General features: G+C 73.2%; 9 protein-coding genes. 3 read left to right on the top strand and 6 right to left on the bottom strand.

All coding sequences use genetic code 11. The features are described 5' to 3' along the window. Window positions 1-32 precede the first annotated feature (32 nt). From ABT354_RS00590 to ABT354_RS00575, 4 genes are all read right to left on the bottom strand, one after another. Window positions 33-995 (bottom strand): DUF1702 family protein, encoded by a 963-nt coding sequence (locus ABT354_RS00590; protein ID WP_351486938.1) that lies wholly within the window; start codon window positions 993-995, stop codon window positions 33-35. Between the two features lie 99 nt (window positions 996-1094). Then, the gene (locus ABT354_RS00585) at window positions 1095-2120 is read right to left on the bottom strand and encodes a DUF1702 family protein (RefSeq protein ID WP_351486936.1); all 1026 of its coding nucleotides are present in this window, start codon (window positions 2118-2120) and stop codon (window positions 1095-1097) included. 95 nt (window positions 2121-2215) lie between these two features. Continuing rightward, window positions 2216-2737, bottom strand: coding sequence for a MerR family transcriptional regulator (locus ABT354_RS00580; protein ID WP_351486934.1), 522 nt, complete (start codon window positions 2735-2737; stop codon window positions 2216-2218). Window positions 2738-2972: 235 nt separating this feature from the next. Continuing rightward, entirely contained in the window at window positions 2973-3416 is a 444-nt protein-coding gene (locus ABT354_RS00575; RefSeq protein WP_351486931.1) for a winged helix-turn-helix transcriptional regulator, read from the bottom strand. A gap of 136 nt (window positions 3417-3552) precedes the next feature. Between ABT354_RS00575 and ABT354_RS00570 the strand changes: the two genes are divergently transcribed. After that, the gene (locus ABT354_RS00570) at window positions 3553-4227 is read left to right on the top strand and encodes a TetR family transcriptional regulator (protein ID WP_351486929.1); all 675 of its coding nucleotides are present in this window, start codon (window positions 3553-3555) and stop codon (window positions 4225-4227) included. 224 nt (window positions 4228-4451) lie between these two features. On the opposite strand, the gene ABT354_RS00565 is transcribed toward ABT354_RS00570, so the two are convergent. Further along, on the bottom strand, window positions 4452-9953 hold the full coding sequence (locus ABT354_RS00565) for a type I polyketide synthase (protein ID WP_351486927.1): 5502 nt from the start codon (window positions 9951-9953) through the stop codon (window positions 4452-4454). Between the two features lie 520 nt (window positions 9954-10473). On the opposite strand from ABT354_RS00565, the gene ABT354_RS00560 reads away from it, so the two are divergent. Together ABT354_RS00560 and ABT354_RS00555 are read left to right on the top strand one after the other, a co-directional pair. Next, window positions 10474-12219, top strand: a complete 1746-nt coding sequence (locus tag ABT354_RS00560) for a (2,3-dihydroxybenzoyl)adenylate synthase (protein ID WP_351486925.1) — start codon at window positions 10474-10476, stop codon at window positions 12217-12219. Window positions 12220-12449: 230 nt separating this feature from the next. Then, entirely contained in the window at window positions 12450-13112 is a 663-nt protein-coding gene (locus ABT354_RS00555; protein WP_351486922.1) for a TetR/AcrR family transcriptional regulator, read from the top strand. A 204-nt stretch (window positions 13113-13316) separates the two neighbouring features. On the opposite strand, the gene ABT354_RS00550 is transcribed toward ABT354_RS00555, so the two are convergent. Then, window positions 13317-13751: an enediyne antibiotic chromoprotein gene (locus ABT354_RS00550; protein ID WP_351486921.1), complete on the bottom strand. Its 435-nt coding sequence runs from the start codon at window positions 13749-13751 to the stop codon at window positions 13317-13319. Window positions 13752-14053 lie beyond the last annotated feature (302 nt).

The following is a 14053-nucleotide window of genomic DNA, read 5'->3' as shown; positions in this document are numbered from 1 at the left end:
TTCTTCACTCGCGTTCGCAGTTTCATGGGGTGCTAGCGGTCCCCTCGTGAGATGAGTTCATCGGATATCTGCCGGCGCCATTGCTCATAGGAGTCGCCGGCGATGGGCCCGGTGGGCCTGGTCCGGCGGCACACCAGTGCGGCGTCGGCGGGGTCGAGTCCCGTCAGGGCCCGTACCGAGAGCCGGGTGCGGTCCACGGTCAGCCCGGCCTTCTCGCGGGCCTCGGCGGCGAAGGCCGCGCCCTGGAGGAGCTGGGGGCGGTGCGGCCCGGCGCGGTGGAGCAGCCGGGCCAGTTCGTCCTCGCGGGCCCCGCAGGCGTAGGCCGCGGCCAGTCCGGTCCCGCTGAAGAGATCGGCCCGCCGCTCCTCGGGGAACTTCTCGATGAGGGTCGCGGCGAGATCGGGATCGGTCCCGGCGACAAACCACAGGGCCCGGCCGATGCCCTGGTCCACGGCGCGCTGGGGGTAGCCGGCGGGGCCCCAGGGCCAGGGCGGGGTCCCCGGCAGCCGCGCGTGGACGTACCGGTCGGTGTGGAAGTACGCCTGGTGGAATCCGTACCCGTCCAGGATCAGCCAGCGCAGCAGCGGGTCGGTACCGGTCAGGTCGGGCCAGAGCGGGCGGGGCAGCCGGGCCAGGGCCCAGCCGATCCCCACATAGGCCATATAGATGTGGTGACGGCCCTCGCCGGCCAGCAGTCCGGCCAGCCGCCGCCCCCGGGTGCCGGGGATCGCGTCGAGGACGGTGGCGCCCATCGCCGCGCCCTCGTAGGCGAATCCGCGAAAGCGGTCCGGCACGGTGGAAAGGCAGTTCTCCAGCTCCTCGGTGTTACGCGTCCCGACCGCGTGACCATATCCGTCGAGAAAGCTGCGGCCCACGGTCTCCAGAAGTTCCTGGGCCGCCGGGCTCTTCTTGTGAAAGCCTCGCTTGTCGAGACTCGTTTCCGAAATGCTGGGTGTGAGAATACGGCGCCGCAGCGCACGCAAAAGAGCCGACATGGTGCTCTACCGCCCCTCGCCGAATTGGCCTCGCATACCTGGGGGATCTTCCAGTGAATGTACACAGGACCACCGAAGAGGCGGCTACTTCAATAGTGCTCAACCCACGCTTGCCAAGAGGCGGTCACGGATGCTCCGCCGCCACTGTTCATAGGCGGGTAGGTCCGCGATATCGCCCGGGGCCCCGGGGGAACCCTCCGGCGCCGGGGTGTCGGGGGGCGCGGCGCCGGGGGCGGTGTCGTCCGCGAGGGCGACCGCCTCGGACAGGGTCAGCCCGGTGAGGGCGGCGAGGGCGGTACGGGTGTGCTCCGGCACCGTCCCGGCGTGCGCGCGGGCCTTGGCGGCGAAGACCGCGCCCTGGCCCAGCTCGCCGGTGTGGGCACCGGCCGCCCGGCGCAGCGCGGCGAGGTCGCCGTCCGGGCAGCAGCCGGCGAAGGTGGCGGCGAGTCCGGCGCCGCTCCACAGATCCGGCCGGCGGGCGGGGTCGAAGCGCTCCACGGCGGCGGCGACCCGGTCGGCCCGTGCCCCGTGGATGAACCAGAGCGCGCGGCCGATGCCCTGGTCCACGGCGCGGGCGAAGTAGCCGGGGTGGCCCTCCCAGTCGTAGGGGGCGGGCAGCCGCTGCTCGTCCACATACCGCCGGGTGCGGAAGTACGCGAGGTCGAAGCCGTAGCCGTCCACGGCCAGCCAGCTCATCTGCGGGTAGTCGGCGCCGGTCAGATCGGGGACGGCCTTGCGCCAGAGCGGGCGGGGCAGCCGGGCGAGGGCGAAGCCGATACCGATGTAGGCGAGGAAGACATGCGGCCGGGCGGGGCCGATGAGCAGCCGCCGGGCCCGGCCGCCGGGCCCGGGGCCCATGGCGTCGCGGAGGGTGAGGGCCATGGTGGCGCCTTCGTAGGCGAAGCCGCGCAGTTCGGCGTCGACCAGCCGGATCCTGGCCTCGGTCTCCTGGTGGCCGGGGTCGTCGACGGCCCACTCGAAGCCGCAGACCACCGCCTGCGGGATCGCCTCGAGCCGCCGGGTGGCGGCCGAGGGTGTCACCGGGAAGCCGCGGGCGGCGAAGCCCACGTCGAGCGGGGAGGGGGCCATCAGGAGTCGGCGCAGGGAGCCCAGAACGGTCGGCATGGTCGATGTCCTCCGGACGGTGCCACGCGGGAAGGGCGTGGCGGGGGACACCATGGTCGAACTCTGGGCAAAGGCCGGTCATCTCCCCGCGTGCGCTACTCGACGGCGGGGGCGTCCGCCCGGCGGGCGGCCCCGGGGAGGTTGCCGTCGGCCGTACGGCGGGCGAGCCGGCTCAGGGCGATGTCCAGGGCGTCCGCGATGAGTTCACCGGCGCCGAGGCCACCACGGGGGCGTCCGGTGTCGACGGGCCCGGGGACCGGGAGGCGCACGGTGCCGGAGGGATCGACAAGCCTTCTCGGGTGCGGGGGAGACGTGGGGCGTAACGCGGCCGGGGGCGGCACGGCGGCGGTCGATGAAGGAGCGAGGGCCGGGGCGGCGGTCGATGAAGGGGCGAGGGCCGGGGTCGCGGCACCGGAGCCCGGCGGGCCCGCCGCGTCGATCGCGTCGAGGATCGCCCGTACCTCCCGCAGGGAGTGCCCGCCGACCTCGACCAGGGCGCGAATCAGTACCAGCCGGCCATGGGCCCGTTCACCGGGGACGAGCAGCCCCTCCCTCGCATAGCGCCGGATCACCCGGTCGGGAATCCCCGACACGGCTCCGAGTTCGGACATACGCATGGCCGTACCTCTTTTCCGAAACAGCCCGGAGGGTTCACCGGAAGCGGTCGGGACAATGGCCGGGAGCCAGGGCACGGAGCGGTCCGCGACCGCGCGGACATCGCTTCCGGATACCTCTGTTCCAGGACTTTCCCGAGAGCCGGCGCACGGGCGCCGGCTCTCGTGTTCACGATTTTCTTGATGAAATGTCAGAAACCGATCCGCTCCGGCACGCCGCCCGGGTACCGGGTCGGGATCAGGTCACCGGACGTGCTGTGACCTCCTCGTTCATCAACGGTCTGGTGCACCGCTCACAGGTCAGCTCGACGCGTACCGCACCATCGCACCCCAGGTGCTCGATACGTCTCGGAGGCCCCGACTCACCCACGAGATATCGGTCACCCCACTGCATTAGAGCCACCACCGCAGGGGTGAGGTCGCGGCCCATCTGTGTGATGTGGTACTCATACCGCGTGGGCCGGTCCTGGTACCGCACACGCTCCAGAATTCCATATTCGACAAGGCGATTGAGACGGTCGCTCAGGACGTTCCGGGCGATGCCCAGATCTCCGAGATGGCCGTCGAACCGCTTGATACCGAGCAATACGTTGCGAACGATGAGCAATGACCATCTCTCACCCACCACTTCCAGTGCGTGAGCGAGAGAGCAATCCTGACCCTCATAAATACGCCTGAGCATTGGGCTATGCTAACGCGGAGTGAGTTGCTTGAACGAACCGATGGGAAACCTCACCGCCCCCGCCGTCTCGCGTCGGAACCGACCGGCCCCGGTCCGATCCCGCCGAGGCCCTCACCCGACGAAAATCACGGACGGCATGCGAAAGCGATCAGCGGTTACCCGCGAAGTCCTTATCCGCGCGGCCGCCGAGGCATTCGAGCGAAACAGCTTCGGCGAGACCCGGCTGGAGGATGTCGTCGCAGGTCACGATGTGAGCAAAGGCGCCCTCTACTTTCATTTCCCCTCCAAGGAAGCGCTCGCCGCAGCCGTCATCGACGTCGCGTACGCCCCCTGGCCCCAGCGTCTGGCACGGCTCCGTACCGTGCATCCACGGGCGATGACCCGCCTGGTCGCCGTGGGCCAGGAGGTCATCGACGCCTACCGGAACGAGGTGGGCATGCGGGCGGGGCTCCGGCTGATGTCCGAGGTCACCTCGGGCGCCCCGTCCCTGCCCCGGCCCCTGACCGGCTGGCTCGCCGCCGTCGAGGGGCTGTTGACCGAGGCGGACGAGCAGGGCGATCTGCTGCCCGGCACCGATATCCCACGCTCCGCCCGGCTGATTCTCTCGGGATTCACCGGACTTCCCCGGATTCCGCGCGCGGCGGACCCCGGCGCACTGCCGGGTCCCGCCGATCCCCCCGCGCACGCCGAACTCGCCGAACTCGCCGCCGATATGAACGCGTTCTGGCTCGCGCTTCTGCCGGGCCTTGTCCACGACGAATGCCGGGCCGTGCTGGCCCCCGTACTCATCCGTTCTCCCCTCTCCTCCTAGTGCCGTGACCGGAGAGGTTCACCGGTCCGGATCCCGATCCCCTCGGCACCACCGGCATACCCACCGGGACGGCGAGGGCCGCATCCGTACCCGGAAGTGCGCACATCCGAAGAAGCCGATTCCGGCGTGCGACTTCCGGGCGGGCGGCTTTCCGGGCGTACGACGGCGCACGGGCCGCCCCCGAGGGGACGACCCGTGCGCCCGGAGGGCACCGGCCCCGGGGGTCAGGCCCGGACCGCCACCGCCTCCCGCTCGGGGCGCGCCGCCTCCTCCCCGGACATCGCCTCCGCCCCCGCCGGCGTCGTTCCCTCGTCCGGCCTCAGCGCGTCGAGCACATGGTCCGAGAGGGCCGCCACGGTCGGTCTGGCCCACAGGATGGTCGGCGGCAGATCCAGCCCGTACCTGCGGTGCAGCCGCACCCGCAGGGCGACCGTCATCACCGAGTCGACCCCCAGCTCGACCAGGGGCCGCTTCAGCTCGATCTCGGCCGGGCCGAGGTTGAGTTCGGCCGCGACCTGCGCCCGGACGTCCTCGGTGACCCGGCCCCGGGCCTCGTCGTCGGGCAGCCCGTCGATCTCCGTCGCGAAGGTGTCGCCGCCTGTCGTGCCGCCGCCCTCGTCGGAGACGCTCAGCTCCCGGAACATCGGCAGCCGAGGGGTGTGCGACGGCGTGGGGACCACCCTCAGCACGGCCTGGTAGTCGGCGCGGAAGCGGTCGCCGAACGCCCATGCCCGGAACGCCTCGGAGACCGAGACGGCCTCCAGGCCGCGCGAGTTGGCCTCGAACATGGTGGTGGCGATGTCGGCCGAGAGCCCGAGTCCGCGCCACGCGGTCCAGCCGATGCTGATCGTCTCGGTGTGCCCGCCCGCGTTGCGGTGGGCGGCCAGCGCGTCCAGGAAGGAGTTGGCCGCCGCGTACCCGGTCTGCCCCGAGAGCCGGGCGAACTGGCCGCAGGAGGAGAAGAGGACGAAGAAGTCCAGGGTGCCCGGCGGGAAGAGCCGGTGCAGCACCATCGCCCCGGTGGTCTTGGGCGCCAGGACCTCCCGCAACCCGTCCAGCTCCACCTTGTCCACCAGCGCGTTGTTGACCACGCCCGCGGCATGGACGATGCCGCGCACCGGGGGCAGTCCGAGCACACCCGGGGCGAGCGCGGCGGCGACCTGGGCGGCGTCGGTGATGTCGAGCGCCTGGACGCCCACCGTCACCCCCAGCGCCTCCAGGGCGAGCACCCCGTCGATCTGCCGCCGGGTCTCCGGGTCGGTGACGGTCTCCCAGATGGCGCGTGGCGGCAGCCCGCGCCGTCCCACCAGCAGCAGCCGGCGCGCGCCCCGGTCCACCAGCCAGCGGGCCACCTCCAGACCGAGCGCCCCGAGCCCGCCGGTGATCAGCACCGTGCCGGCGGGCGAGCACTGGAGCGGGGTGCCGTCGGCGCCGCGCTCGATCCGGGCGAGCCGGGCGGCCAGCGGGCCGTCCCCGGTGAGCGAGACGATGTCCTCCTGGCCGGCGAGACCCCGCAGGACCGCGAGGAGCCGGGAGCCGGTGCCGGGCGCCAGGGCCCCCGGGGCGGGCAGGTCCACGGCGCCGCCCCACAGCTCGGGGTGGTCACCGGCGATGATCCGGGACACCCCCCACAGCGGGCCATGGGCCACCGAGCGCTCGTCCCGGGCGTCCCGTACCCCGCTGGTGAGGCTCCACACCCGCTGGGGTGCGAGCGTCCCGGCGGTGTCGTTGGCCTGGATCTCGGCCACCCGCTGCACGGTACGGATCAGGGTCCAGGCGATCCGTTCGGCGGACTCCTCCACCGACTCGTCCCCGGCGGCGAGGGCGGGGGCCACCACGATCGCGCCGGGCCGGGTGAACAGCTCCGGGCCGAGGCCGGCGTCCGGACCCGTGCCCGGCCCCGTACCCGTACCCGTACCCGCCAGGACGCAGCGCACCCCGGCGGCCTCGCACTCCTCGGCCAGCGGCCCGGTGACCGCCGGATCGCCGACGAGGACCAGCTGTTCGACGGCGACGGCGGGCGCGGCACCGGGGCCGTCGAGCGCCGCCGGGCGCCAGACGATCTCATGGACCAGATCCCGGGGCAGTACGGCGGTGCCGAGGTGCTCCACCGCCGCGAACCGCAACCCGTTCACCTCGCAGACGACCTCGCCGCTCTCGTCGGCGACCCGGACGTCCACGGTGTCCTGGGGGGAACGGGGCGAGCGGACGGCGTGCACCACGATCCGGGCGGGCGGCTCACCGCGCCAGCCGACCGACTCGATCGAACGCGACATCCACAGCACGGTGGCATCGCCCGGCGACACCACCATGGCGCTGATGGTCAGCGCGCCGTCGATGACATGCGCCCAGCTCGCGGCCCGGCGCGCGGGCGGGGCCACGATCTCCAGGACGGCGAGCTGTTCCCGTTCGTCGTAGCGGAGTTCGTCCAGGGTCCAGGGGAAGGCGTAGCCCTCCACCCCCATCCGGGCGAACATCTCGTCGGCGCGGGTGAGCGACCCCTCCGGCAGCCGGGCGCGGAGCGCGGCCCGGTCGACCCGTCCGGTGGGCGGCGGTGTCCCCGGGGCGAGGCTCGCGGTGGTGTGGGTGATCCACTCGTCACCGTCGTCGGCGCCGCTCTCGGCGAGCCGGGTGGCGAGCGAGAGGGACCGGCCCTCCCGTACGACCTGCACCACCCGGGGCGGTTCGACCGCGAGCGGGGTGCGCAGGACGATATCGGCGAGGGCGGTGGGGCTCTCCTCGGCCGGACCGTCGTCGCCCGTGCCCGTGCCCGTGCCCGTCGCCGTGCCGGCCGCCGTACCTGCCGCCTCCACAAAGGTGTTGATGATCGACGCGGCGGGGGTCACCTCGACGCCGACCAGACCATGGCTGAGCGGATAGGGGCGGGTGTCCATGTCCAGCCTGGTCTGCCAGACCTCCCGCGCGGGGGAGCCGCTGACCGTCATCCGGCCACCGAGCAGGCTGTGCCGCTCGGGGTCGTGCCCGCCGCCCGGACCGGCCTCGGCGCTCTCCTCGGGGAAGATCCAGTACGGGCGGTGCTGCCAGACGGCCGCGGGCAGCGGCAGCGGCCCGCCGGCGCCGTGGTCCCGGGACCAGTCGACGGCCGCGCCCTGGCAGTGCAGGGCGGCGAGCTGCCCGAGCAGGCTCTCCCGGTCGGCGGTGTCCCGGCGCAGGGTGCCGGTGACGGCCGTGTCCTCGATCCGGAGGTGGAGCAGGGTCTCCCCGATGGAGTGCGCCACGACCGGGTGGGACGAGATCTCGGCGAAGAGCCGGTGGCCGTCCTCGGCCGCGGCCGTGACCGCCTCGGTGAAGCGGACCGGCCGGCGCAGATTCGTCACCCAGTACGCGCTGTCGCGGGCGGCGGTCGAACGGGGGTCGGCCAGGGCCGTGGTGTACAGCGGCACCACCGCCGGACGGGGTGTCAGCAGCCGGGCGGCGGCCTCGACCTCGGCGGCCACCGTGTCGACCTGCGCACTGTGGAAGGCGATGGCCGAGTCCACGGTCCGTACCCACAGACCGGCCGCCCGCCAGTCGGCGACCGCCCGTGCGACGGCCTCCGTATCGCCGGAGACGACGGTGGAGGCGGGGGCGGCGGAGATCGCCGCCTCGGCACCGGGATATCCGGCGAGCCGTTCGCGGACCTCGTCGAAGGGGAGCCCCACCATGGCCATCGCGCCCCGCCCCTCCAGCCGCTGGAGCGCCGCCGCGCGGCGACAGGCGAAGCGCGCGGCCTCGTCGCGGTCGAGGACCCCGGCGGCGACCGCCGCGGCGATCTCCCCGACGGAGTGCCCGATGACGGCGCCGGGCTCGACGCCCCGGGCGCGCCACACCTCGGCGAGCGCGGTCTGGAGGGCGAAGGTCAGTGCCTGGACATGGGCGGCGGTCCAGGGGCCGCCGCTGGTCAGCGCCTCTCTGGGGGTCCAGCCCAGCTCCTCGCGGAAGATGCCCGCGAGGGAGTCGACCGCCCCGGCGAACACGGCGTCATGGGCGAGCAGATCACGTCCCATACCGGACCACTGGGCGCCATGGCCGGAGAAGACCCAGACCACGGGGGTCCGTCCGCCGGGCGCGGTCCGCCCGGTGGCGATACCGGGGCCGGAGCCGTCGGCGGCGAACGCCCGCAGCCGCTGGACCAGTTCCCGGCGGGACGCGGCGACGACGGCGGCGCGCTGGGCGAGATGGGATCGGCGCAGGGCCAGGGTGTGGCCGATGGAGCCGAGGGGGGTGGCGGGCCGGTCGGCGATCCAGTCGGCGGCGGAGGCCGCGAGGGCGCGCAGACCCGCCTCGGAGGCGGCGGAGAGCGGGAAGACGGCAGGGCCGCCCCCGGTGGCAGGCCCCTGCGGTACTGAGGACTCCTGCGGTACGGCGCCCTGCTCGGGGAGTGCGGCGGCGCCGGGGCTGCCCTCCTCCACCGGGACGGCGGGGCCTTCCTCCAGGATGACATGGGAGATGGTGCCCCCGACGCCATAGCTGGAGACCCCGGCCCGCCGGGGCCGTCCCTCTGCGGCGGTCCACGGCCGCAGCTCCCGTACCAGCGCGAGTCCACAGGTGTCCCAGTCGACACCGGGGTGGGGCTCCCCGTGCAGACTGGGCGGGAGCTGCCGGTGCCGCAGCGCCAGGACGGTCTTGATGACCCCGGCGATGCCCGAACCGCCCTCCACATGACCGATATTGGGCTTCACCGAGCCGATCAGACAGGGCCGGTCCCCCGCGCGCCCGGCGCCGAACACCCCGGCGAGAGCACTGATCTCCTCACCGTCGCCGGTGGGGGTCCCCGTGCCGTGGGCCTCCACATAGTCGATGTCCCCGGGGGCGATCCCCGCCCGCCGGTACGCCTGCCGCAGCATATGGGCCTGCGCCTCGCCGTTGGGGGCCATCATGCCGTCGGAGCGGCCGTCCTGGAACACCCCGCTGCCGAGCAGGACCGCCTGGACGGGATCGCCGTCCCGCAGCGCGTCGGAGAGCCGTTTGAGGACCACCACCCCGGCGCCCTCGCCCCGGCCGTACCCGTCGGCGTCCTTGTCGAACGCCTTGCTGCGCCCGTCCGGGGACATCGCCCCGGCGCCGTTGAGGGCCACATTGAGCGCGGGTGTCGACATGATGTTGAGCCCGCCGACGACGGTCAGCGGGCTCTCCCCGGAGAGCAGGCTCTGCCGGGCCAGATGCAGCGCGGTCAGCGAACCGGCGCAGGCCGTGTCCACCGCCATGCTGGGTCCGCGCAGATCGAGGAAGTAGGAGACCCGGTTGGCGATGCCGTAGAAGGTGGTGCCGTTCACCGCGTACGCGCCGGTGCGCGGGATGTCCTCCAGCAGACGCCGCCCGTAGTCGTTGGAGTTGGCGGCGACGTACACCCCGGCGTCGGTCCCGCGCAGGGAGAGCGGGGGGACGCCCGCGTCGGCCAGCGCCTCCCAGGTGAGTTCGAGCATGAAGCGCTGCTGTGGGTCGAGGTAGTCGGCCTCCCGGGGCGAGATCCCGAAGAAGTCCGCGTCGAATCCCTCGATGTCGTCCAGGAAGGCCCCCCGGCGCACGGTCTCCCGCATGATGGCGGTCGCCCGGGGGCTGCTCGCGGCGTACGGCTTCCAGCGCTTGTCCGGCATGTCGCCGACCGTGCTGCGGCCGTCCGCGAGAAATTCCCAGAACTTCTGCGGCGAGTCGAGGTCCGGGGCGAACCGGCAACTCATGCCGATGATGGCTATGGCTTCGTCGGACGTTGCTTTCTCCGTCAAGTCCTCGCTCCTGTTCAGTTCACCGAACGGACACGCCGCACCGGGGCGCGGGCCTCGCCCGCGTCCGGATTCCGCGCACGGTGGCGCCTTGAGCCCTGGGGCTGCTCTCCGGGGCCGGGCCGCGGCCCGGCCCGTCCCTCGTGTGCCGCGCTGCCGCTCCGTGTCACCGGGGACCCGTGCCGTGCGTCCCCCGGCCGGACCGCTCCGGTGCCCGGGGACGGCCGTGCGACGGCGGGCAGCCCCGCTGAGCGAAAGGTTGTGTCCGCCGCGTTCCGGGTGACAACTTCTGTCGTGCGGCGTGGCCCGGCCGGAGAGGCACGGCTCGGGAGTGCGCAATCGGCGAGACGCGGGCCGGCGCGGGGACGGCGCGGGCGGGTGCGGGAGTGCGCAATCGGTGAGACGCCGAAGGGGGTACGGGCTCCCTAGGCTGGCCCGCGCAGGAGCGGTGGCGGCCCCGGAGGAGAGGGGCCGGTCCCGGGGCCGGCCTGCCGTGACCGTCCGCCGACCATCAGGAGCCCCCATGTCCGAGACAGCGGTGAGCCCGTCCCCTCCCGGGGCCGTCCCCTCTCTTCCCGGGGCCGTTCCCTGGCCCGCCGACCTGGCCGCGCGCTATGTCGCCCGGGGCTACTGGGCGGGCCACTCGCTGGGGACCCTGCTGGCCCGGAGCGCGCGCCGGGCCCCGGACGCGGTCTGTCTGGTCGACGGCCCGGTGCGGATGACGTACGGGGAGCTGATGGCACGGGCCGACGGGGCCGCCCAGCGGCTCGCCGGGCTCGGTCTCGGGGCCGGCGACCGGGTGGTGGTCCAGCTGCCGAACCGCTGGGAGCATGTGGTCGTCACGGTGGCCTGTCTGCGGCTCGGGGCGCTCCCGGTGTGGACCCTGCCGCAGCACCGGACGCATGAGCTGTCGGGGGTGGTGGCGCACGCCGGGGCGCGGGCGATCGTGGTGCCCGACCGCTGGAAGGGGTTCGACCACCAGGCGATGGCCCGGGAGATCGCCGCGACGGTGCACGGGGTGGAGCAGGTCCTGGTCGCGGGGAACGAGGTGGGGCCCGGCAGTGTGGATCTGCGGGCGCTGTGCGAGCCGGCGCCGGATCCGGCGGCGGTGGCCGCCGTGTTCGACGCCGCCCGGCCCGACGGCACGGAGGTCGCGATGCTCAAGCTCTCGGGCGGGACGACGGGGCTGCCCAAGCTGGTCGCCCGGACCCACAACGACCTCGCCTACATGATGGGACGCGCGGCCGAGCTGTGCGGCTTCGGCCCGGACACCGTCTATCTGGCGGTGCTGCCGCTGGGACACGGCTTCCCCAACACCGGCCCGGGGGTGCTCGGCACCCTGCTCGCGGGGGGCCGGGTGGTCATCGCGGGCTCCCCCGCCCCGGAGGCGGCGTTCGAGGCCATCGCGCGGGAGCGGGTCACGGCGACCTCGGTGGTGCCGGCGGTCGCGATGCGCTGGCTGGCCCACCGGGCCGAGCACCCGGAGGCCGATCTGGGGTCGCTGGAACTGCTCCAGGTGGGCGCGGCGCGGCTGACGCCCGAGGCGGCCCGCCGGGTCGGTACGGAGCTGGGGTGCACCCTGCAACAGGTCTTCGGGATGGCGGAGGGGCTGCTCTGTCTCACCCGGCTGGACGACCCGGAGGATGTCGTCCACCACACCCAGGGGCGGCCGATCTGCCCGGACGACGAGATACGGATCCTGGACGCGCGGGGCGCCGAGGCGGCCGACGGGGAGCCGGGCGAACTGCTCACCCGGGGGCCCTACACCCTGCGGGGCTACTACGACTCCCCCGCGCTGGACGCGCGGGCGTTCACCGGGGACGGCTGGTACCGCACCGGCGACATCGTACGGCGGACCCCGGACGGCAATCTGGTCGTGGTGGGCCGGGAGAAGGATGTGATCAACCGGGGCGGGGAGAAGATCAACGCCGAGGAGATCGAGAACTTCGCCTTCCAGATCGCCGGGGTGGCCCAGGCGGCGGCCGTGGCGATGCCGGACGGCGAACTCGGCGAGCGGGTCTGTCTCTTCGTGGTGCCGGTGGACGGCGCGCGGGTGGCGGCGGCGGAGATACGGGCGGTGATGACCCGGGCGGGGGTGGCCGCGTTCAAGTTCCCGGAGCGGCTCTTCACGGTGGACGCGCTGCCGATGACGCCGCTCGGGAAGACGGACAAGATGGCGCTGCGGGCCGAGGCGGCGCGGCGGCTCGCCGCCGAGGGGGCCGGGGACGGGCCGTCAGCCGCCGAGGGGGCCGGGGGCCGTTCCGGCTGAGCGCGCCGGGAGGACGGGGCCGGGTGCCACGCCGGTCCCGGGCATGCGCGCGCCGGAGTGGCATGCGCGCGCCGGAGTGCGGACGGGGCGACTCCTCCCCCCGGCCATCCGAGCGCCCCGGGGCGCGACGCCGTGATGGCTCAACGACTGTTTCCGGTCAAGGTAGGGTCGATACTGGCTTGATCAGCCATGTTCACACGACACACACCGGAGCGGGAGGTACGGCATCCATGGCCGAGGCGCGCTCGTATCATCATGGCGATCTGCGCTCGGCGCTGGTCGAGGCCGGTCTCGCCCTGGCACGCCAGGGCGGTGCCGAGGCGCTCGGACTCCGGGTGGTGACCCGCTCCGTCGGTGTCTCGCCCAATGCCGCCTACCGCCACTTCGCGGACCGTCAGGCGCTGGTCCTGGCCGTCGCCGTCGAGGCACAGGGGCTGCTCGCCCGCGCCATGCGGGAGGAGATGGACTCGGCCACCCCCGGCGCGGACAACGCGGACAGCGCGGACAACGGGGAGCGCGCGGTGGGGCTGCTGCGCGGGGTGGGTCTCGGGTACATCCGGTTCGCCCTGGCCGAGCCCGGCTGGTTCGAGCTGGCCGTCCTCACCCTGAAGAACCCCGGGGCGGGCGCCGACCCCGGTGCCTCGGTGCAGGTCGAGGACCGTGTCCCGCCCCCGTACCAGCTGCTGCTGGACGCGCTGGAGGCGATGGTGGAGGCCGGGCGGCTGACGCCCGGGAGACGGCGGAACGCGGAGTGGGTCTGCTGGTCGGCGGTGCACGGCTTCGCCGATCTGGTGACCCGGGGGCCACTGTTCGGGCAGGAGCGCTCGGTCATCGAGCCGCTGGCCGAGGATGTCGTGGAACGGGTCATCCAGGGCCTGGTCAGGGCCCCGTAGCCACACCCCTGGCCGGGGAGCCGCACCCCTGACCGTGCGGCAGCGCCCCCGCGACGCCCGGCACCGGCACCGGCACCCGTACCCGTACACCCTCGTATCCCCCGTGCCCGGAGAGCGGAACGGCCCGCCGGGGAGACCGGCGGGCCGCTCGCTGGTGGGGGGACGACGCCGTCAGCGCCGCCCGTCGACGGTCAGTGCCGCCCGTTACCGGAAGGAGACGGGGACACCTGCGGGACCCTGACCGGTGCTGTCGGACAGACCGACGACACACTTCACTGAGGCGCAGTCCACGGTGCCCCAGACACTGTCGTCGAAGAGGACGCCCTGGTACCGCTTGTCGACCTTCAGCGGGGTGTTCACGGTGCCGTCGGCGCCGGCGGTCACGGTGGCGTTCGCGGGGTTGCAGGCGAGCACACCCGCCTGGACCTCGGCGCACTGACCGACGGAGTAGGTGACTCCGGCCTGGAGGCCGGTACCGCTCACCTGGACCACGGCACCGTCGGCCAGACCGGTCGCCGGGGTCACCGAGACCGACGGCGCGGCGGCCACGGCCACGGCCGGCGCCTGGAAGGCCACCGTCATACCGAGTGCGACCACCGAGCCTGCGACGATCTTCGCGACGCGGTTCTTCACTCGCATAGAAAACCACTCCTTCATTGAGGGGGGAATTGTGACGCCGGGAACTCGCACAACCTTTTCCGGATGGCGTCTGATCATGACCCTACGGACACTGGATGTAGCCGGTCAATAAATTGCCGCAGCAATATGAACGAAGCATTCCGAAAGAAATTGCTCAACCTTGACCGAATGAATTCAGCCCCGTTGTGCGGCAGTTCCGGACGGCGCCGGTACGGTCGCTCCGAAGGGATTCGGCCAGCACAGACGGAAGGATCGGGAAGAATGGGGCCATCACTCCCCCCGAATGGCGTGAAACGGACCCA

This window comes from Streptomyces sp. NPDC000594 (assembly GCF_040299965.1).
Taxonomy (GTDB): Bacteria; Actinomycetota; Actinomycetes; order Streptomycetales; family Streptomycetaceae; genus Streptomyces.
This window is presented reverse-complemented; position numbering and strand designations above follow the sequence as displayed.